The 20,754-nt window shown below is 34.8% G+C and carries 16 protein-coding genes; 8 read left to right on the top strand and 8 right to left on the bottom strand.

Annotated features, from left to right (window positions below; genetic code table 11):
* Positions 1-34: 34 nt before the first annotated feature.
* From GBH57_RS04060 to GBH57_RS04040, 5 genes are all read right to left on the bottom strand, one after another.
* The gene (locus tag GBH57_RS04060) at positions 35-1,636 is read right to left on the bottom strand and encodes a putative outer membrane beta-barrel protein (protein WP_151672768.1); all 1,602 of its coding nucleotides are present in this window, start codon (positions 1,634-1,636) and stop codon (positions 35-37) included.
* A 19-nt stretch (positions 1,637-1,655) separates the two neighbouring features.
* Positions 1,656-2,189: an RNA polymerase sigma factor gene (locus GBH57_RS04055; RefSeq protein ID WP_151672767.1), complete on the bottom strand. Its 534-nt coding sequence runs from the start codon at positions 2,187-2,189 to the stop codon at positions 1,656-1,658.
* Between the two features lie 327 nt (positions 2,190-2,516).
* Complete coding sequence (recA, locus tag GBH57_RS04050) at positions 2,517-3,542, bottom strand: recombinase RecA (protein WP_151672766.1); 1,026 nt, start codon at positions 3,540-3,542, stop codon at positions 2,517-2,519.
* 223 nt (positions 3,543-3,765) lie between these two features.
* Positions 3,766-4,464: a T9SS type A sorting domain-containing protein gene (locus GBH57_RS04045; RefSeq protein WP_151672765.1), complete on the bottom strand. Its 699-nt coding sequence runs from the start codon at positions 4,462-4,464 to the stop codon at positions 3,766-3,768.
* 5 nt (positions 4,465-4,469) lie between these two features.
* Positions 4,470-4,658 carry a hypothetical protein gene (locus GBH57_RS04040; protein WP_151672764.1) on the bottom strand — a complete coding sequence of 63 codons (189 nt, stop codon included), beginning with the start codon at positions 4,656-4,658 and terminating at the stop codon, positions 4,470-4,472.
* Between the two features lie 152 nt (positions 4,659-4,810).
* Between GBH57_RS04040 and trhO the strand changes: the two genes are divergently transcribed.
* From trhO to GBH57_RS04005, 7 genes are all read left to right on the top strand, one after another.
* A complete protein-coding gene (gene trhO, locus GBH57_RS04035) occupies positions 4,811-5,842 on the top strand; it encodes an oxygen-dependent tRNA uridine(34) hydroxylase TrhO (RefSeq protein WP_151672763.1) in 1,032 nt (343 codons plus the stop codon).
* Positions 5,843-6,175: 333 nt separating this feature from the next.
* Positions 6,176-7,558, top strand: coding sequence for a PSP1 domain-containing protein (locus tag GBH57_RS04030; RefSeq protein ID WP_151672762.1), 1,383 nt, complete (start codon positions 6,176-6,178; stop codon positions 7,556-7,558).
* Between the two features lie 23 nt (positions 7,559-7,581).
* The gene (locus GBH57_RS04025; RefSeq protein WP_235904638.1) at positions 7,582-8,046 is read left to right on the top strand and encodes a gliding motility lipoprotein GldH; all 465 of its coding nucleotides are present in this window, start codon (positions 7,582-7,584) and stop codon (positions 8,044-8,046) included.
* A gap of 183 nt (positions 8,047-8,229) precedes the next feature.
* Positions 8,230-10,533, top strand: a complete 2,304-nt coding sequence (locus tag GBH57_RS04020) for a penicillin-binding protein 1A (RefSeq protein WP_151672760.1) — start codon at positions 8,230-8,232, stop codon at positions 10,531-10,533.
* Between the two features lie 84 nt (positions 10,534-10,617).
* Positions 10,618-11,316 carry a CoA transferase subunit A gene (locus tag GBH57_RS04015; RefSeq protein WP_151672759.1) on the top strand — a complete coding sequence of 233 codons (699 nt, stop codon included), beginning with the start codon at positions 10,618-10,620 and terminating at the stop codon, positions 11,314-11,316.
* Positions 11,317-11,319: 3 nt separating this feature from the next.
* A complete protein-coding gene (locus tag GBH57_RS04010) occupies positions 11,320-11,976 on the top strand; it encodes a CoA transferase subunit B (RefSeq protein WP_151672758.1) in 657 nt (218 codons plus the stop codon).
* A gap of 4 nt (positions 11,977-11,980) precedes the next feature.
* Entirely contained in the window at positions 11,981-12,604 is a 624-nt protein-coding gene (locus tag GBH57_RS04005) for a hypothetical protein (RefSeq protein ID WP_151672757.1), read from the top strand.
* A 409-nt stretch (positions 12,605-13,013) separates the two neighbouring features.
* On the opposite strand, the gene GBH57_RS04000 is transcribed toward GBH57_RS04005, so the two are convergent.
* Positions 13,014-14,711, bottom strand: coding sequence for an ABC transporter ATP-binding protein (locus GBH57_RS04000; RefSeq protein WP_151672756.1), 1,698 nt, complete (start codon positions 14,709-14,711; stop codon positions 13,014-13,016).
* Positions 14,712-15,130: 419 nt separating this feature from the next.
* On the opposite strand from GBH57_RS04000, the gene GBH57_RS03995 reads away from it, so the two are divergent.
* Positions 15,131-18,715 (top strand): S8 family serine peptidase, encoded by a 3,585-nt coding sequence (locus tag GBH57_RS03995; protein ID WP_151672755.1) that lies wholly within the window; start codon positions 15,131-15,133, stop codon positions 18,713-18,715.
* Positions 18,716-18,818: 103 nt separating this feature from the next.
* Here GBH57_RS03995 and GBH57_RS03990 read toward each other — a convergent pair whose 3' ends face one another.
* The gene (locus GBH57_RS03990) at positions 18,819-19,532 is read right to left on the bottom strand and encodes a 3'-5' exonuclease (protein ID WP_151672754.1); all 714 of its coding nucleotides are present in this window, start codon (positions 19,530-19,532) and stop codon (positions 18,819-18,821) included.
* A 51-nt stretch (positions 19,533-19,583) separates the two neighbouring features.
* A complete protein-coding gene (locus GBH57_RS03985; RefSeq protein ID WP_151672753.1) occupies positions 19,584-20,717 on the bottom strand; it encodes a serine hydrolase domain-containing protein in 1,134 nt (377 codons plus the stop codon).
* Between the last annotated feature and the right edge of the window lie 37 nt (positions 20,718-20,754).

Here is a 20,754-nt window from a genome sequence, read left to right as displayed (position 1 = left end):
AATTAAAATAACCTATACCTACATAACTATCAAATTAAAACTTATAACTCAATCCAGTGTAAACACCAACATAGTATGGCTGGAAATTAACACTGCTATCCGTATAAGGATTAAGTTGATATTTGAACATAGGTTCAACATTAAACTTAAATTTTTCAGAAAATTTATAATCAAATCCAAGCCCTACATTTGTAGAAAAACTCACATTTGAAAGATTATTAGCTTCCCCTAAAGTTTCACTAAAATCTCCTGCACTTACTGTTATTTCATTATCTCCTAAAAAGAGCGTGCTCAATCCACCTATTACATTCACTCCAAGTTTTGTGTTAAAAAGTGAATATTTAAGTTCTAAAGGCACTTCGTAATAAGTAATATTTTGATTTATAAATGCTTCGCCATTAGTAGATTTTGGTGTAATATTCCCAAACCCTTCTTTATTGTTCTGAGAAGCGAAAGTACCCTCATCCTGAGGTATAATTACTTGGCCACTTCCATTATAATTTATATTTCTCAATGCTGCGTTAGTATCACCTTCACCAAGTTCTAACCCACCAGTACTGTAGCCTAAATTCACATTGTTTATTCCAGACCGAATACTTAAACGATTACTCACAGCATAACTAACAGCAACACCGTAACTAATGTTTACATCACCACTTTGACTGTTATCTGCAAAACTTCCGTCTATGGAAGATCCTTCTGTTAATGTATTGTAATATACCGGAGCAAAGTTAGGAGCTACCTCCCACCTATCTGAAGGAACATCTTTAACAGCAACAGCTTCTTCGCTATTTGTTACTGCTTTTTGTTCTTCAATAGCATCAAAAATTGATTGCTTTTTTCCTTCTGAAATAGTAGATGTTTTAGCTACTTCTGCTTCAGAAGCAATAGCGTTATCTGAATTTATAGCTGTACTTGGTTTGCTAATTTCAGAAGATTTATTTTTAATTACTGTCATTTCACTTTGGGTAGTCTGAGCAATTACTTCTTTTGATACCGTAGAAGAAGATGCGTTTTTATCTAAAACAATTCTGTTTATTTTAGGCGCTGGAATACTATTAGAATGATTTATACGATTAGAAGAATTGTTGTTTATAACTGAATTTGATTCGTTTTTAGCAATTGTTGTAGATTCATTCCGCTTAGAAAAACTGTTGTTTCTTTTAAAATCATCTTTATGAGAATTGCGTTGTTCATTCACATGTTCTGAAACAACTTGAGTACTATTCTGCTGTACAGCAGTTGCGTTTAAATTAGTCGCCGCATTACCTTCTTGCTCATTTTGAGAATCTTTAGTCGATTTTTCTGCAACTTCTATAGCGTTATTGGTAGTCGTAAATTCTTTCTCCGTATCTATTTGAGGAGAGATATCATTAGCTGCTTTTTCAATCTCGTTGGTTTGTTTTACTAAACTATTTGTTTCATTCGTATTGAAAACAGTTGAGCCAATAGTAAATAGAATCGCTAGCAAAGCTGCGACTCCTCCTACTTTCCACCAAAGTGGAATTACTTTTCGATCTTTCTTTTCCTCACGCATTGCCGCTTGGATATTTTCCCAAACTTGCGGAGCAGGTGCTACTTCATGATTCTTGAAGCGCTCCTTAAAAAGTTGATCTATGTTTTTTTTGTTACTCATTGTTACTTTATACTCAAACCTACTCTTGTTGAGACCTATAGGCCTCTATTTTTGTTTTTAATATTCCTCTAGCTCTGGCTAGATTAGATTTAGACGTACCGTTACTAATACCTAACATTTCGCCTATTTCTTTGTGAGAATAACCATCCATAACATACATTGAAAAAACCAACCTATATTGATCTGGTAATTCTTGGATAATTCCTAAAAGATAATCTAACGGCAATCCTTCATCAACAATGTCATCATCAATTGTATCCTCAATTTGTCCTTCATCTTTAATATCAAAAACCTTTTGTTTTCGGTATTTCTGAAGAACAGTGTTTACGGTAATTCGTTTTATCCATCCTTCAAAAGAACCTTTGTCTTTAAATTGTTCTGCTTTATTAAATATCGTTATAAACGCATCCTGCAAATTATCCTCAGCCTCAGTTTTATTAGGGGAATAGCGCAAGCAAATAGAGAACAATACGCCACTGTAGCGCTTGTATAATTCACCTTGTGCCCTAGCGTCCTTCTGTTTACAACCGTGTATGAGTTCCTCTAAAGTCAAGCGTAGTACGTTGGTTTAACAATTACAAAACAAGCCTTAAATAGACGTGCCTGAACCATAACAACCTTGGTTTCTACAGCAAGTAGATGCTTGAATATGAAGAGGGTTGCGTTCAGGTTGTTGGTATTTTGGTTAGTTACCCAAAGTTAACAGTTCTAATTAAACATTTAGTATTAAAACACTAAAAGATTATTTAGCATCAAAAAAGGAGTCAATTGCTATGAGGCATAAATACAAGTAAGGTTTTAAATAATTTCACTAAAACAAAAACTTCGGAAATGCTAAGGGTTCTTAGTATTTCCGAAGTTATAAAAATTGTGCATTTTTTTAACTCTCAGCTAATGCTTTAATGCTGTCCTTAATTTTAATTTCTAACTCCTCCATTAAATCTGGATTGTCTAGTAATAAATTTTTAACAGCATCTCTACCTTGCCCTAGTTTTGTATCGTCATAGCTAAACCAAGATCCTGCTTTATTAATGATTTCAAAATCAACACCAAGATCAATTATTTCTCCTACTTTAGAAACTCCTTTCCCGTACATTATATCAAACTCAACCGTTTTAAATGGTGGTGCTACTTTATTTTTTACCACTTTAACACGGGTTTTGTTACCCATAACATTACTGTTAGTGTCTTTAATTTGAGTTGAACGGCGTATATCTAAACGTACTGAAGCGTAAAATTTAAGTGCGTTACCTCCTGTTGTAGTTTCAGGATTCCCGAACATCACACCAATTTTTTCACGTAATTGGTTAATGAAAATTACTGTACAATTTGTCTTTGAAATAGAACCCGTAAGTTTACGTAATGCTTGAGACATTAAACGTGCATGAAGCCCCATTTTACTATCTCCCATTTCACCCTCAATTTCACTTTTTGGAGTCAAAGCGGCAACCGAGTCAATTACAATAATATCAATTGCACCTGAACGAATTAAATTATCTGCAATCTCTAATGCTTGCTCTCCATTATCTGGCTGAGAAATTATTAAGTTTTCAATATCAACGCCAAGGTTTTTTGCATAATCTGGATCGAAAGCGTGCTCAGCATCAATAAAAGCGGCAATACCACCTTTCTTTTGAGCTTCAGCAATTGCGTGAATAGTTAATGTTGTTTTACCTGAAGATTCTGGACCGTATATTTCAATTACACGCCCTCTTGGATATCCTCCAACTCCTAATGCAACATCTAGACCTAATGAACCTGAAGGTATAACATCTACCTCCACTACAGGCTTATCACCCATTTTCATTACGGTTCCTTTTCCGTACGTTTTATCAAGTTTATCAAGCGTAAGTTTCAATGCTTTTAATTTAGCATCTTTTTCTTTATCTGACTTATCTGCTGCCATGTATCTATATATTTATATGTAAAATTTAAAAGTTTAAAAATACTGTTTCAAAAACCGAAAGGCAATAATAACTATTCCTTGAAATGGTAAATTATCAACAAGTATTTTTAATTTTCTTGTGCACAAATATATAACTAATTTGGAATATTTCCTAATTATGGATATTTTCCACAAAAAATGCATCTTTGTTGAAGAAGACGCATTTTAAATTATAGACATTAATTTACTCTTTGATAATTTTATGCGTAGAAACTAGACCTTCGTTTGTTGTTATCTTTACAAAATAAACCCCTGCTATTAAATCTTCCGTATTAATCGACACCTTATCTGTAAATGATGTTTGTTGTTTTACTAATTGCCCTGTAATACTATAAATTTTTAGTTGATCAATGACAGCAACTGTTTTCAGGTATAGTTCATTTTTTACAGGGTTAGGGTATAAAACAACATTTTCTAACTGTTGTTCATTGGTATTTAACAGTTGGTTTGCATACAGCGCTTTGTTACCATTTGCATTTGTAAACTCTAAAAAACGAATGCCGTTGTCAGTTGTTATTTCATAGGAGTAAGGATTAGCCCCATCTAAATGCTCTTCTAAATAATCAAAATAAATAACATGAAAGTCGTTATCGTCTGGGTGGTTACAGCCAAAACCTAATTCTGTAAATCCATTTATATTGAAGCTACTATCAGTATTAAAAATTATCTCACAAACTAAACCATCACAATACCCTGTTTCGAATATCATATCATTCTCAAAAAAAATATGTTCCGTTATAGGATTTGAGTTATTTGGTGGGAAATAACCCATATCACTTATGGTCAGTTTTTGTAAGTACCACGTATCTTCAAAAAGCTGTGGGTCTTGTGCTAAAACTTGAGTGCTTATAAACACCCAAGCTAATAATATTAGATTTTTCATATTAATTAATTTTTAAAAAGGTTTTTTGAGGCTACAATCTCACTGTCACACACTAATGCAATTGCATACACACCATTTTCATAGGTAGAAACGTCAATATTTATGGATGTTTGTTGCGTATCTAGAATATAATTATTAGAAGTACTATTTTGAGTACCCACAATCATTAAAAGAAGTAACGTTGATCTTTTCATAATTGATAATTTAAAAGAGCATGGGAAGTTTACATCGTACAATATATATATATATATATAAAACCAACCCCAGTGGAAGATTAAACTCATTTTCCCTATTTTTGTAGTCTAGAATATTTCAAAATAATTTTTCAACCTTAAACCAGTATAGCATGCAACTGTACAATACCTTAAGCGCGAAAGAGCGAGCAGCTTTGCTCGAAGAAGCGGGACAAGACCGCTTGACGCTCTCTTTCTATCAATATGCCAAAATTGGCAATCCAGAACTTTTTAGAAACCACCTATTTATTAAGTGGAACGAACTTCAGGTACTAGGACGTATCTATGTAGCAAACGAAGGTATCAATGCCCAACTATCACTTCCTGCAAATCAATTTGAAGCTTTTAAGGAGTTTTTAGACGGCATTTATTTTCTTGAAGATGTTCGCCTAAACATCGCTATTGAACACGATCTAAAATCGTTTTTAAAACTGAAAGTGAAAGTGCGCAATAAAATTGTTGCAGATGGATTAAACGACGAAACTTTTGATGTTCGAAATAAAGGAATCCACGTAGACGCTGAAGCTTTTAATGCCCTTATTGAAGATCCAAATACCGTACTTGTAGATATGCGAAATCACTACGAAAGTGAAATTGGTCATTTTAAAAATGCCGTTACACCAGATGTAGATACTTTTAGAGATTCGTTAGATATTATTGAAGAACAACTAAAAGACCACAAAGAAGAAAAGAAACTAGTAATGTATTGCACCGGTGGAATTCGATGCGAAAAAGCGAGTGCTTATTATAAACATAAAGGATTTAAAAATGTATTCCAACTAGAAGGTGGAATTATTGAATACGCCAGACAAGTAGAAAACAAAGGACTTGACAACAAGTTTATTGGGAAAAATTTTGTTTTTGATCATCGTCGTGGCGAGCGTATTACAGATGATGTAATTGCACAGTGCCATCAATGTGGAACGGCTTGCGATAACCACACAAATTGCGAAAACGAAGCCTGCCATTTACTATTTATTCAATGTGAAGAATGTGCAAAAACAATGGATAATTGTTGCTCAACAGAATGTCAAGAAGTTATTAAACTTCCGTTTGAAGAACAAAAAGCATTACGTGCAGGAACTCATAACAGTAACAAAATATTCAAAAAAGGAAGGTCTGAAAAACTGAAGTTTAAAAAGTAAAATTCCTACAAATACAGTTAGTTTTAATTCTGAAATTTTAATGCGGTAGCACTTGTTCCGCTGCATTATTAATCGGTTTTTAAGATAATGGCAACCATTATTAAAATTTCAGAATTAAAAAAGTACCTTTACCTATTACAATTATTGTTTAATTTTTCGAGAGAAATTCTTTAATAAATAATGTTGTTTGTCGAGCAATTTTGGTCATTAAGTCGCGTATTTATTGACACTGTGAAAACTACACGATTAAGATTATGTAGTAAATTTAACCGTTTTCACTTAAAGCTCCATCTGCATTAAAATTATTTCTCCTCACTATATACTATATAATTTATGGGCTGTACAAGCTGTGCCTCTGGTGCTGATGGACAACCTAAGGGATGCAAGAACAACGGTACTTGCGGAACGGACGGATGTAACAAACTAACAGTATTTGACTGGCTTTCAAATATGGCGCTCCCAGCAAACATGACTCCTTACACAGGGGTTGAAGTTCGCTTTAAAAATGGACGCAAACACTTTTATCAAAACAACAGTGATCTTTCACTTTCTATAGGCGATGTGGTTGCCACAGAAGCTGAATCTGGACATGACATAGGCCAAGTAACCTTAACGGGTGAACTAGTTAGAGTCCAAATGAAGAAGAAAAAGGAAAATCCTGACGCTACAAAACTTCCTAAAATTTATCGCAAAGCAACTCAAAAAGATATTGATATCTGGCAAGCTGTGCGCGATCGTGAAGCTGATGTTCAAAAACGTTCTCGCGAAATTGCTATTCGCTTAGGATTACGAATGAAAATTAGTGATGTAGAATTTCAAGGAGATGCCTCAAAAGTAGTTTTTTATTACACCGCTGAAGAGCGTGTAGACTTTAGAGAATTAATTAAAGAGTTTGCACGTACATTTAATTCGCGGATTGAAATGAAACAAATTGGTTTCCGTCAAGAAGCAGCTCGTTTAGGAGGAATTGGATCTTGCGGTCGTGAGCTTTGTTGTTCAACTTGGCTTACTGATTTTAGAACTGTAAATACCTCAGCAGCTCGTTACCAACAACTTTCGCTTAATCCTCAAAAACTTGCAGGACAATGCGGAAAGCTTAAATGTTGTTTAAATTATGAGTTAGACACGTATATGGATGCTCTTAAAGAGTTTCCAAGAACCGATGTGAAGTTAAAAACTGAAAAAGGATTTGCAGCTTGTCAAAAAACTGACATTTTTAAAGGCTTAATGTGGTTTGCTTACGAGAAAGATGGAATGAATTGGCATACGCTAGAAGTAGCGAAGGTTAATGAAATTATTGCCATTAATAAAAAAGGAAATACCGTTGCTAGCTTAGAAGAGTATGTAGAGGAAGTAGTGATCAAAGAAGCGGAATTATACAGTAACGTTGTAGGACAGGACAGTTTAACGCGATTTGATCAACCTAAAAAATCTAGAAACAACAAGCGACGTAATAATCGTAAACGCACACCAGTTGCAGCAGGAACTGGTGGAGGCAACAATCGCCCTAAAAAACAAGGGGGGCAAAAGCCAAATGCAAAAGGAGCTACACCTAAAAAAGGTGGCACGCCTAAAAAGGCAACCGCACCACGTAAAAAAAGACCTGCAGGAGCAAACACTAATCCTAATAGTAAGAAACAAGGAGGTGCTCCTTCTAACAACCGAAACAGAAAACCTAATCCTCGCAAAAAAGGGGGCAATACTCCAAAGGAATGATCAGAACAATGCTTTTGATTTTTATGTCACTGTTACTATTAAACAGTTGCGACACTAATACAATCGCTGGAGATTTACAGTCGATGCAGTCTGAACGTTGGCCAGCATCACAAAAAGTTAATTTTGAGTTTCCGAAGTTAGATAGTATTCATCCGTTTAATGTGTATCTAAACATTCGAAATACCAATGCCTATCCTTTTAGCAATATCTTTTTAATTGCTGAATTAGAATATCCTTATGGTAAAATCAAGGTCGATACATTAGAATACAAAATGGCAAATCCTGATGGAACTTGGTTGGGAACAGGAATAGGTAGTATTAAAGAAAGTAAACTCACTTATTTAGAAAATTTCAATTTTGATGAACCTGGAACGTATAAACTTTCTATAAGTCAGGCTGTTCGCAATAATGGTGATACACAAGGCGTTAGCCAACTAGAAGGAATTACAGATGTTGGATTTACCATTGAAAAAACAACCAATAAATAGTATTTCTGAAATATTCAAAATTCGAAAACAGCTAATAACAACACACTTACACGTTAATTATTAACGCTTACTATTTTTAACAGTAATTAGGTAGATTCATTGCTTTAAATTTGCCTAGAAATAAATCGTAAATAGCCGTCTTGAAGTTTATAATATTTCGGCTAAAAAAGTAAATTAATCAGTATGGCTACTACACAAGCAAAAAAGAAGAAATCTAAATCTAAGTGGAGTCCGGCACGTATTTTCTGGACCTTATTAGGTTTAGGAATTATAAGTGTTCTCCTTTTATTTTTACTAGCTTCAATTGGAGCATTTGGGAGTCTTCCAGATGAAACAAGTCTAGAAAATCCGGAAAAAAACTTAGCTACCGAAATTATTTCATCTGATGGAAAAGTAATTGGGAAATTCTATAAAGAAAATAGAACTCCCGTTCCTTTTGAAGCATTACCAGATCATTTAATTAATGCATTATTAGCAACTGAAGATATTCGTTTTTACGATCACAGTGGTATTGACGTTCGTGGTACACTTCGTGCCGCAGCATTTTTAGGTACAAAAGGAGGTGCAAGTACCATCTCTCAACAATTAGCAAAACAGCTTTTTACAGATCAGGTTTCTAGAAATAAAATACAACGTGGTCTTCAGAAAATCAAAGAATGGATTATTGCTACGCGTTTAGAACGCCGTTATACAAAAGACGAAATTCTAACAATGTACTTTAATGAGTATGATTTTCTTAATCAAGCAATTGGAATTGAATCTGCTAGTAACATTTATTTTGACAAACCACCAAATGAGCTAACAACATCAGAATCTGCAATGCTTGTTGGGATGTTCAAAAACTCTTCACTTTATAACCCACTTAGAAACCCTGTAGGAGTTAAAAACAGACGTAATGTAGTACTGTCTCAAATGGAGAAGTACGATTTTATTACAGAGCAAGTAAAAGACTCACTACAAGCGTTACCACTTGAACTTAAATATACCCCTCAAGGTCACGTAGAAGGTATTGCTACTTATTTTAGAGAGTATGCAAGAGCTTTTATGGCAGACTGGACAAAGGCAAATCCACGCAGTGACGGATCTAATTTTAATATTTACCGTGATGGTCTAAAAGTCTACACTACCATAGACTCCCGTATGCAAACTTATGCTGAAAATTCTATGGAGAAGCATATGGCGAACCTACAAGAAGAGTTTAATAGTCAAAATAAGAAAAACAAAACCGCTCCTTTTAGAGATGTAACTGAAGAGGAAATCGATAAAATTATCAATAATTCAATTAGAAGAAGTGAACGCTATAGAGCAATGACCGAAGAAGGTAAAACAGAAAAAGAAATTTTAGCTAGTTTCGACAAAAAAAGAAAGATGTCAATTTTTACTTGGAATGGTGATATTGATACAATAATGACTCCGCGGGATTCCATTAGATATTACAAACGTTATTTACAAGGTTCACTTATGTCAATGGACCCACAAACTGGTGAAGTAAAAGCATATGTAGGAGGAATTAACTATAAACATTTTAAATACGATATGGTTAAAACTGGTAAACGCCAAATAGGCTCTACGTTTAAACCATTTGTTTACGCTACAGCAATTGATCAAATGCATATGTCTCCTTGTGATACATTGCCAAACACACCGTATTGTATTCCAGCAGGAAAACGCGGAAATACAAAAGATTGGTGTCCTAAAAATGCTAGTGGTAATTATGGTGGTATGTTATCATTAACTAATGCACTTGCAAATTCCGTAAATACAATTACAGCACGATTAATTGATCGTGTAGGTGCAGAACCTGTAATTGAGCTTGCGGGAAAAATGGGAATAGACACAAAGGATATTGTCCCTGTACCTTCTATTGCTTTAGGAACAGCAGATTTATCTTTATACGAAATGGTAGGTGCCTACAGCACATTTGCTAATGAAGGAGTTTATGTAAAACCTTCATTAATAACAAGAATTGAAGATAAAAACGGAACTATCTTATATCAAAACACTCCTGAAACTAAAGATGTTATAAGCAGTGAAACAGCGTATGTAACAATGAAATTAATGGAAGGTGTTACACAATCTGGTTCTGGTTCTCGATTAAGACACAGAGGAAGAACAAGTGGAGCTTATAAAAAAGCCGTTACAGGATATCCATATCAATTTACAAATGCGATTGCTGGTAAAACAGGAACTACACAAAATAATAGTGATGGTTGGTTTATGGGTATGGTCCCTAACTTAGTTACCGGAGTATGGGTAGGTGGTGAAGATCGTTCTGTGCATTTTAGTACAACCTCTTATGGACAAGGAGCTACGATGGCGCTACCGGTATGGGCAATGTATATGCAAGATTGTTATAAGGACGAAGCGTTAAAAATTAGCAAAGGGAATTTCAACAAACCAGAAAATGTAACAATTGAAACAGATTGCGAGAAATGGAAAGAAGAACAAACTCCTATTGAGGAAGTTCCAGACGAATTTGATTTCTAGTTTATAAAATAAAAATTATTGAAACCTCTTAGTTCCTAAAACTAAGAGGTTTTTTTCTGTATTTTTATGAAAAATTAATTACCAATGATTGATAAAACAGTCGCTAATGTGACAGAAGCTTGTAAAGGAGTTTCAGACGGAATGACCTTTATGTTAGGAGGTTTTGGACTTTGTGGAATCCCAGAAAATGCCATTGCACAACTAGTAAAACTAAATGTGAAAAATGTAACCTGCATTGCAAATAATGCTGGTGTAGATGATTTTGGCTTAGGTTTATTACTTCAGAAACATCAAATCAAGAAAATGATTTCCTCTTATGTAGGAGAAAATGCTGAGTTTGAACGCCAAATGTTAAGTGGAGAGCTTGAAGTAGATTTAATACCACAAGGAACATTGGCACAACGTTGTCAATCTGCTAAAGCAGGAATACCTGCTTTTTACACACCTGCAGGTTATGGAACCGAAGTTGGTGAAGGAAAAGAATCCCGAGAATTTAACGGTAAAATGCACTTATTAGAGCACGCATTTAAAGCGGACTTTGCTTTTGTAAAAGCTTGGAAAGGTGATACAGCTGGAAACTTAATTTTTAAAGGAACTGCTCGAAACTTCAACCCAAATATGGCTGGTGCAGCAAAAATAACTGTAGCCGAAGTTGAGGAACTGGTCCCAGCAGGAACTCTAGATCCTAATGATATTCACGTACCTGGAATATTTGTACAGCGAATATTTCAAGGAGAAGTTTATGAAAAAAGAATTGAGCAATTAACAGTGCGTAAAAAATAAAACATGGCATTAAGTAAAGAACAAATAGCACAACGCATTGCGCAAGAAGTAAAAAATGGATATTACGTAAATCTTGGAATTGGTATCCCTACACTTGTTGCAAACTTTGTACGTAACGATATTGAAGTAGAGTTTCAAAGTGAAAATGGAATTTTAGGTATGGGGCCTTTCCCTTTTGAAGGGGAAGAAGATCCAGATTTAATTAATGCTGGTAAACAAACAATTACTGCATTAAAAGGAGCATCATTATTTGACTCAGCTACAAGTTTTGCAATGATTAGAGGGCAACATGTAGATTTAACCATACTAGGAGCAATGGAAGTTTCTCAAAACGGAGATATCGCAAACTGGAAAATTCCAGGTAAGATGGTAAAAGGTATGGGGGGCGCTATGGACCTTGTAGCTTCCGCAGAAAATATTATTGTTGCAATGATGCATACAAATAGAGCTGGTGAGTCTAAGCTTCTTAAAACTTGTTCTCTGCCATTAACAGGAGTTAATTGCGTAAAGAAAATAGTAAGCAACCTTGCCGTTATTGAAGTGATTGGTGGAAAATTTAAATTAATAGAGAGAGCACCAGGAGTTAGTGTTTCGGAAATTGAAGCTGCTACTGAAGGAGATCTTATTATTGAAGGCAAAATTCCAGAGATGAAATTTTAATAAGATGAAAATAGGTTCATTAACCAATACATTTACTTTATACGCTTACCAAGAAGACCGCGATTATAATGCAATTGCAGATCGTTTTACACGAAACACGCATATTGCTTTAGATTTTTTGGTTAGAACAAACATCCTAACGTTACCATTTGAAGACGATGGTATTGAAGAAAAAATTGACATAATTGATGTCCTTGTTGCAGATACAACTAACAACATTACAATCGTCCCTGGAAATCGTAACGCTTATAATCATAGATTGAATAGTGTCATGTTTCAAGACACTCACGGCGTTCTATTTAGAAAGAACCACCGTAAATCTTGGTTTAGAAAAAATAAAGGGGTGAACAGTCCCGTAGCACTACTCTCTCACGAATTGATACATTGTTATAATGAACTTTATGACAATGAAGACTATCTAAGCCGTAAAAAAGATCATTCACACCGAGGTCAAAAACTAGATTTAGATGGTCACGATTTATCGTTTCCTAATGCAGAAGAGGCTTTTGTAATTAAAATGACAAATCTAGTAGCAAAAAGATTGGGCGAAGATAAACGCTCAAACTACGGTCGCACCTACTATCCTACTCAAGGTGTTTTAACTACAAAACGAAAACGTAAAGGGTAATACACCCTGTTTAGCAAAGCTGAAATTTTCTTCAAAAAAACACTTTATCCGATTAAAAACAGCAATTATCGGTAAAGAGTGTTAAAATTTAGTGTGTTTCGTCGAAAATATATGTTTTTAATCGTTTTAGTTTAGAAAGAGCTTGTATGTTAGCAGTCCCAAACAAAAATGAATTGCCTACTATGCAAAAGGTTTTAACATCTGTAAAAGATACCGTAAGGTTAACAAAGAGCATATTTTATATTGCAATGAAAGTATTTTTAGTTTATTAATAGTTAAAAAAATACCCCCGAATCTGCTACGATACAAAAACAGATAAGGATATAAGCCCGTTCTTTGTGAGGTTAGAACGGGTTTTTTTATGCTTTAATTTTTCAGAACAAATTAGTAATCTATACTAATTGTGTCGTTAAGAAGTTGTTTTAGCCTTACCAGGAATAGCATTTATTAATCGTTGAGTGTAGGGTTTTATTGGATTTGCATAAACTTCATCTGCATCACCCATTTCTTCAATTTTACCAGCATTCATAACCACTAATTGATCACTCATATACTTTACAACTGCTAAGTCGTGCGAAATAAATATGTACGTAAAACCAAAATCTTCTTTAAGTTCGTTTAATAAATTAAGCACTTGAGCTTGCACCGAAATATCTAAAGCAGAAACACTTTCGTCACAAATAACGACTTTGGGTTCCATAGCAATTGTCCGTGCGATTCCAACGCGTTGTCTTTGCCCACCAGAAAGTTCGTGTGGGTATCTATAATAGTATTCTGAAGAAAGTCCAACACGCTCTAATAAAGCCAGTGCTTTTTCTTTACGTTCTTTTTGGTTGATTCCTATATTATGAACTTCCATAGGTTCGGTAAGTGCCTTTCCTATTATTATTCTTGGGTTTAACGATGAAAAAGGATCTTGAAATATGAGTTGGATATCTTTTCTAAAGCTTTTTAATTCATTTTTTGTTAGCGAATTAATTATTTTACCTCGGTATTTTATTATACCGTTTGTTATATCTTCTAACTTTAAAATGACTTTTCCTAAGGTCGATTTTCCGCAACCAGATTCACCTACTAGACCCAAAGTTTCACCTTCGTAAACATTAAAACTAACTCCTGCCACCGCTTTCACATTTCGGTCTTTATTAAACAAACCTCCTTTTGTGATATACGTTTTAGAAACGTTATTAATTTCAAGGATAGGGTTTTTAGTGTAAAGTTTTTTATGAGCTATAGCTCTTTGGTTTACGCCTACAATTTGTTTTTTAAAGGTTTCATCTTGTATTGATGCAATTGTTGGCAATTGTTTAAGACGTTCGTTAAGCGAAGGTCTTGAGGCTAATAATGCTTTAGTATATGGATGTTGAGGATTATTAAAAACGTTTTTAGCTAATCCTTGTTCTACAATATATCCATCTTTCATAACAAGAACGGAGTCTACAATTTCAGAAACCAAACTCAAATCGTGCGATATAAAAAGTAAACTCATTCCATAAGCTACTTGAAGTTCTTTAAGTAGTTCTAAAATCTCTTTTTGAACGGTAACATCTAGTGCAGTTGTTGGTTCGTCAGCGATTAATAATTGTGGTTTGCATGCAATAGCCATCGCAATCATTACTCGTTGCATTTGTCCTCCACTTATTTGATGAGGGTAACTATTGTAAATTTGGTTAGGGTTAGGAAGTTTTACTTGCTCAAAGAGATGAAGGGTTTCCTTTTTTACTTCAGAATTCTTAACAATTTTATGTTGTTTTAATATTTCGGCTACTTGAAATCCACAGGATAAACTAGGGTTAAGAGCACTCATAGGCTCTTGGAAGATCATAGAAATCTGCTTTCCTCTAATTTTTTGGAACTCTTTGAGTGATAGATTAGTTAATTCTACTCCATCAAAAACTATACTCCCCGCTAATTGCACTTTTTTCTTAGGCAATAAACCCATCAATGCCATAGAAGTAACAGATTTACCACTACCCGACTCCCCTACTATTCCTACAATTTTATTTTTAGAAATTTCGAATGAACTGTCAAATATTGCCGTATTGATGTTCTTTCCATTTTTAAATGAAATGCTAAGATTTTCAATTTTTATTAAGGTGCCATCCATATGGGTATAAAGATACTTAAACAGGTTTATTATAATTGCAAATCACAAAAAAGGAGGTAGTACATCGAATAAAATTTTGTTTTATCGATTATTTACTTTTATTTACAAGACAAACCTTAATATTTTAACTAAAATTTTAAAGATTTATGAATTAAAAGAACAAAATGCTAAACATTTCTTCAACCAACAATTGATTCTTTGTATTAATAAACGAAAATTTATATGCGCAACACCGTATTGATATAAAAAGAAATGTGAAACAATCACCTCATCTAATAGATTGAAACAAAACCTATTTATCACGTTTTGACAATCAAATGATGATAGTACCCTAAATGTTATAAATACGTGTAACACTTCAAGAATATCTACACCATTTACTAACATTTTTTTTTACTAATCTAAAATACCTAACTACGATGAAAAACAATTATTCACTATTTAGTTTAATCGCTTCAGGCCTTCTGCTTGTTTCCTCAGGGGCTTTAAATGCTCAAACAACAGCAGAACGACTAAGTATCCAAAATAAGTCAAACGTTGCTCAACTAACTATTCTCGAAGCAGATTTTAATCAACAATACGACTCACAAAAACAAAGTGCAATCCAACTTGCACAATCACAAAACATTCCTGTAAAATTAACACTTGAAGATGGTGGTTTTGCAGAGCTACAACGTTTTGCTGAAGATGGAAGCCCTATTTATTATCGTACATTTAATGTTGCTGCAGCTAGGTCAACTAGAGCAAATCACCTTAACATTGGCGGTAGTTTAGGTCTAAACTTAGATGGTCAAAATATGACTGCATACGTATGGGATGGAGGTCACGCTCGTGCTTCTCACCAAGAGTACGATGGTGCTGGTGGTACAAATAGAGTTACCATTCAAGATGCAGCCTCAGAAGGTGGAACACAACTTAATTTTCATGCCGCGCATGTTACCGGAACAATTACCGCATCTGGAGTACAGGCTTCAGCAAAAGGAATGGCTCCACAATCTAAGGTAAATGGTTATATGTGGAATAATGATGTAGCTGAAGCTACAGCCGCGGCTGCTAATGGAATGTTACTTTCTAATCACAGTTATGGTTTTAGAAGTGACTTAGTTCCAGATCAATATTTTGGTGCATATATTCAAGATTCTAGAGATTGGGATAATGTTATGTATAATGCTCCTTATTACTTGATGGTTGTTGCAGCAGGTAATGATGGAAGTACTAACTACAACGGAAATCCTCTAGGGGGAAACTCTGCTTACGATAAATTAACTGGTCACGCTACTTCAAAAAACAACATGGTTGTTGCAAATGCACAAGATGCAAATATTGCTAACAATGGAGATTTAATAAGTGTTTCTATCAATAGCTCAAGTAGTGAAGGTCCAACAGACGATTACCGCATAAAGCCAGATATAACTGGTAACGGAACATCTGTTTATTCTACATACGAAAGTAGCAATACTGCATATGCAAGCATAACAGGAACATCAATGGCATCGCCAAATGTTACAGGATCTTTGTTATTATTACAACAACATTACAATAGCTTAAATGGAAGTTTTATGCGTTCTGCAACATTAAAAGGTGTCGCGTTACACACAGCTGATGATGCTGGAGCGACAGGACCTGATGCTATTTATGGATGGGGATTAATGAATACAAAAAAAGCAGCTGAGGTTATTTCAGCAAATGGAGCAGCTACTAAAGTTGAAGAAAGAGTTTTAAACTCTGGTCAATCATATAGCGTACAAGTTCAGTCTGACGGTGTAAACGATTTATTTGCTTCAATATCTTGGACAGATGTTGCAGGAGCTGTTAATAATGGAACAAATTCAGGAACCGCAGCCTTAGTAAATGATTTAGATGTAAGAGTTACTCAAGGTGGTGCTACATTCTCTCCTTGGAGATTAACAGGAGTAACAACAAACGGTAAAGGAGATAATACTAAAGACAATTATGAGCGTGTAGACGTAGCAAATGCTTCTGGAACATACACTATAACTGTAACTCATAAAGGATCATTAAGCAGCGGTAGCCAAGCTTTCAGTTTAATTGTTACTGGTCTTGGAAATTCTGTAGCAGATACTCAAGCACCTAGCACACCTACTTCATTAGTAGCTTCAGGAGCAACAAGTAGCACCGTTGGATTAAACTGGAATGCTTCTACAGACAATGTAGCTGTTTCTGGATACGATGTATATCAAGGAACAAATGTTATAGCTACTGTAAGTGGAACTTCTTATACAGTTACTGGATTATCTCCTTCTACAGCTTATTCTTTTAGAGTACGCGCTAAAGATGCAGCAGGAAATGTTTCTGGATATAGTAATACAGCAAATGCTACAACAACTGTACAAGGAATAACCTATTGTTCATCTGCAAGTACAAATACTAACGATGAATATATTTCTAGAGTTCAATTAAACACTATTAATAACGCAAGTGGAGCACAGTTTTATTCTGATTTTACAAATATCTCTACAACCTTATCACAAGGTAATCCTTATACCGTTACTGTAACACCAACGTGGACAGGAACTATTTATGATGAAGCTTACGCTGTATGGATTGATTATAATAAAGATGGAGATTTTACAGATGCGGGAGAATTAGTCTGGTCTAAAGCTCCTTCTAAGGATACACCTAACAGTGGTTCGTTTACTATTCCTACAAGTGCATCACTAGGAGCCACAAGAATGAGAGTTGCTATGCAGTATAACGCTATCCCAACTTCTTGCCAATCGTTTACATATGGTGAAGTTGAAGATTATACAGTGACAATAGCTGCTGCTGCTGCAGACACACAGGCACCAAGTAATCCAACAAACTTAACTGCTTCAAATATAGCCGAAACATCAGTAACATTAAACTGGACTGCTTCAACGGATAATGTAGCGGTTGTCGCATACGATGTGTACCAAGGAACAGCACTATTAGGGGAGGTAACTGGAACATCTGCAAACGTAACAGGATTAACCGCTGCTACTGGTTACTCTTTCAATGTTAGAGCTAAAGATGCTGCTGGTAATATTTCAGGAAATAGTAATACACTTAACATTACTACACCTGGAGGTTCTTCAGGAGGTTGTATAAATGGAATTGCAGCATTCCCTTACAGTGAAAGTTTTGAAAGTGGATTAGGATCTTGGTCACAATCTAGTGATGATGATATTGATTGGACTCGCGATTCTGGTGGAACACCATCAAGTAGTACTGGACCTTCAAATGGTGCATCGGGAACTTGGTATATGTTTGTTGAAGCTTCAGGAAGTGGAACTGGATACCCTAATAAAAGAGCAATTTTAGACTCGCCTTGTTTAGATTTAAGTGGAGAAACTCAAGCTTTCGCAACTTTTAGCTACCATATGTATGGTGCAGCAGATATGGGAAGTATTACGCTTGAAGCTAGTTCTAACAACGGTAGTTCATGGACAGCCTTATGGACTAAAACAGGTAATCAAGGCAATACTTGGTTAGAGGAAACTGTAGATTTATCTGCATATACTGGCGGAAATGTTCAATTACGTTTCAATAGATTAACAGGGGCAACTTGGCAAGCTGATATTGCAATTGATAATTTTAGAGTAGCTACATCTGTAGATCAATGTGCTGGGGTTGCAGCATATAATAGCAGTACAAGTTATTCAACAGGAGATAGAGTAACGTACAACGGTTCTCTTTATGAGCGTACAACTTCTGGATGGACTAACCTAGGTTCTTGTGGAACGCAGAGCTCAAACAGCACGCAATCTGAAGGAATTACAAATGACGGACCTCCAGTAGGTAATTTTACAATGTACCCTAACCCAGTAACTCAAGGTGTTTTAAACATTGAAGTACTAGGGAGTACTGCTAAAGACTATGTTGTTTACAATCTAACGGGACAAGTTGTTTTGTCTGGCGCTTTTACACAAACACTAGATGTTAGTCTTTTAGCTAGCGGTGTTTATATGCTTGAAGTACATACAGATCAAACTACTTTTGTAGAACGATTTGTAAAGGAGTAATACTAAATACCATTATTAATAGAAAGAACCCCAGCTCATTTGAGTTGGGGTTTTTTATATGTATGGCAAAGCCGAAATATTATTAGATTGACATTCGTTATTCTCAAACAAACTTTAGTTCATTTTCAACTAATAATGGTTCATTTCTAAGTTTTAATAAAATTTGGGCTACCGTTATGGTATCTTTTTCGCAGTAGGTTGCTATTCGGTCAATATTACCGTCGTTGTAAAACACATCTCTAACTTGACTTCCGTCAATATCATCCTTTGGAGAAGGTATTCCAAGCACATGTGCCATCAACTTTAAAGATGTAAATGTTTTATAGTCTCCAAATTTCCACAACTCAAGTGTATCTAAATGCGGAATTTCCCAGGGCTTTTTTCCAAACAAATTTAGCTTACTTGGCAAATCAATTCCGTGGATAATCATTCGTCGTGCTATGTATGGAAAATCGAATTCTTTCCCATTATGAGCACATAATAAATGATTCGATTTTTTAAAATGAAGCTCTAGTAGGGTTTTAAAATCTTGTAGAATATTTAATTCCTCTCCTTTAAAAGAAGTGACTCTAAAATTTCTAGTGTCTCCTTCAATTTTAAAGTAACCTACAGAAATACAAACTATAATTCCAAATTCAGCCCAAATTCCTGCACGGTCATAAAACTCTTCAGCAGTAAATTCTTCTTTACGTTGATACTTGGTTTTTTGTTCCCAAAGAAGCTTGGTTGTATCATCTAAACTTGAATAATTTTCAAATTTGGGTACAGTTTCTATATCCAAAAAAAGGATGTGTTCTAGGTTTATTCGTTTAAGCATAAAGGTGATATTCTTTGTAGGGGAGTCTAGTTAAAACTACGGAAAATAAAATTAATTGAGTTTTAACATTGCATATGCTTCTTCAATATATGTATAAAAGTCAGTAGTAAAAGGCAATCCTGATGGGCCTCCTCGTTGATGTCCTAGTCTAACAATTATTAAATTATCTTCCGGAATGGTAATTACATACTGTCCTAAAATACCACGCATCACAAAAATTTCCTTGTCTAAATAGTTACTTAACCAAAACCCATAGCCGTACTCAGGACTCACTTCAAATCTAGGTTTTATTGCTTTAGCTACAAATGTTGAATCTAACAATTGTTCCCCATTAAAATTTCCGAAGTCTTTAAAAAGTTTACCGAATCGCGCATAATCCCTAGCATTACTCGCTAAGCAACAATACATTTTAGCCAGGCGATGTTCAGCATCATCAACTTGCCAAGTGGCAGGTTGTTCAAATCCCATTGGCTCATAAAAAGCTTGTTGCAAATAAGAACTAATAGTCATGTTAGTTGCTTTCTCAATTACCATTCCTAGTAACTGAGTACTTCCGCTTAAGTATTCAAAAGATTCTCCCGGAGTTTCAGTAATTGCCAAGTCAAACATTGTTTCGGCTAGATCATCATCATAGTAGGCTCTTGCGGTAGTACTAAATGGGCTTTTATAACTCTCATCCCAGTTTAAACCAGATGCCATGGAGGATAAATCGCCTACGGTTACACCGTTACCAAACTTCGGAATAAAATCGGCTACTGGTTGATTTAAGTTTTTAATAAAACCATCTTTTATTGCTTTTCCCAAAAGTGCCGTAATGATACTTTTAGACATTGAAAAAGCATTAGTTTGAGATGTTACCGAATAATTTTCAGCATAATTCTCATAAATTATACTATCATTTTTAATAAGTAGAAATGCTACTGTACCTAACTCATCATTTATAGTAGTTAATGTATTGGTGGGTTTTATTTTTCCTAGCAATGTGTGCGATGGCCAAGGTTGAGGTTTAGAACTTGCATTTATACTGTCATTTTCAAAATGTGGCGCATCATCAATGTAGGCAGTTGTTCGGCCTGTTAGATACACAACCCTCACTCCTTTTAAAATGTAATCGTAATCTGTAATATATGCTAGGCTTACAATAAAGGCTATAAAAATTAAAACGCTAATTAACAGTTTCTTCATGTAGTTATGGATGTGTTTCGGTTTAAAGATATTTATC

Source organism: Patiriisocius marinus (assembly GCF_008974325.1).
Classification (GTDB): Bacteria; Bacteroidota; Bacteroidia; order Flavobacteriales; family Flavobacteriaceae; genus Patiriisocius; species Patiriisocius marinus.
Note: the sequence above shows the minus strand (reverse complement) of the source record. Positions and strands in the feature narration are given on the sequence as shown.

Bases quoted from the DNA above. Each gene is read 5' to 3' on its own strand.
- GBH57_RS04060 (WP_151672768.1), bottom strand. From the start codon at position 1,636: ATGAGTAACAAAAAAAACATAGATCAACTTTTTAAGGAGCGCTTCAAG.
- recA (WP_151672766.1), bottom strand. From the start codon at position 3,542: ATGGCAGCAGATAAGTCAGATAAAGAAAAAGATGCTAAATTAAAAGCA.
- GBH57_RS04045 (WP_151672765.1), bottom strand. From the start codon at position 4,464: ATGAAAAATCTAATATTATTAGCTTGGGTGTTTATAAGCACTCAAGTT.
- GBH57_RS04040 (WP_151672764.1), bottom strand. From the start codon at position 4,658: ATGAAAAGATCAACGTTACTTCTTTTAATGATTGTGGGTACTCAAAAT.
- trhO (WP_151672763.1), top strand. From the start codon at position 4,811: ATGCAACTGTACAATACCTTAAGCGCGAAAGAGCGAGCAGCTTTGCTC.
- GBH57_RS04030 (WP_151672762.1), top strand. From the start codon at position 6,176: ATGGGCTGTACAAGCTGTGCCTCTGGTGCTGATGGACAACCTAAGGGA.
- GBH57_RS04025 (WP_235904638.1), top strand. From the start codon at position 7,582: ATGTCACTGTTACTATTAAACAGTTGCGACACTAATACAATCGCTGGA.
- GBH57_RS04020 (WP_151672760.1), top strand. From the start codon at position 8,230: ATGGCTACTACACAAGCAAAAAAGAAGAAATCTAAATCTAAGTGGAGT.
- GBH57_RS04015 (WP_151672759.1), top strand. From the start codon at position 10,618: ATGATTGATAAAACAGTCGCTAATGTGACAGAAGCTTGTAAAGGAGTT.
- GBH57_RS04010 (WP_151672758.1), top strand. From the start codon at position 11,320: ATGGCATTAAGTAAAGAACAAATAGCACAACGCATTGCGCAAGAAGTA.
- GBH57_RS04005 (WP_151672757.1), top strand. From the start codon at position 11,981: ATGAAAATAGGTTCATTAACCAATACATTTACTTTATACGCTTACCAA.
- GBH57_RS04000 (WP_151672756.1), bottom strand. From the start codon at position 14,711: ATGGATGGCACCTTAATAAAAATTGAAAATCTTAGCATTTCATTTAAA.
- GBH57_RS03995 (WP_151672755.1), top strand. From the start codon at position 15,131: ATGAAAAACAATTATTCACTATTTAGTTTAATCGCTTCAGGCCTTCTG.
- GBH57_RS03990 (WP_151672754.1), bottom strand. From the start codon at position 19,532: ATGCTTAAACGAATAAACCTAGAACACATCCTTTTTTTGGATATAGAA.
- GBH57_RS03985 (WP_151672753.1), bottom strand. From the start codon at position 20,717: ATGAAGAAACTGTTAATTAGCGTTTTAATTTTTATAGCCTTTATTGTA.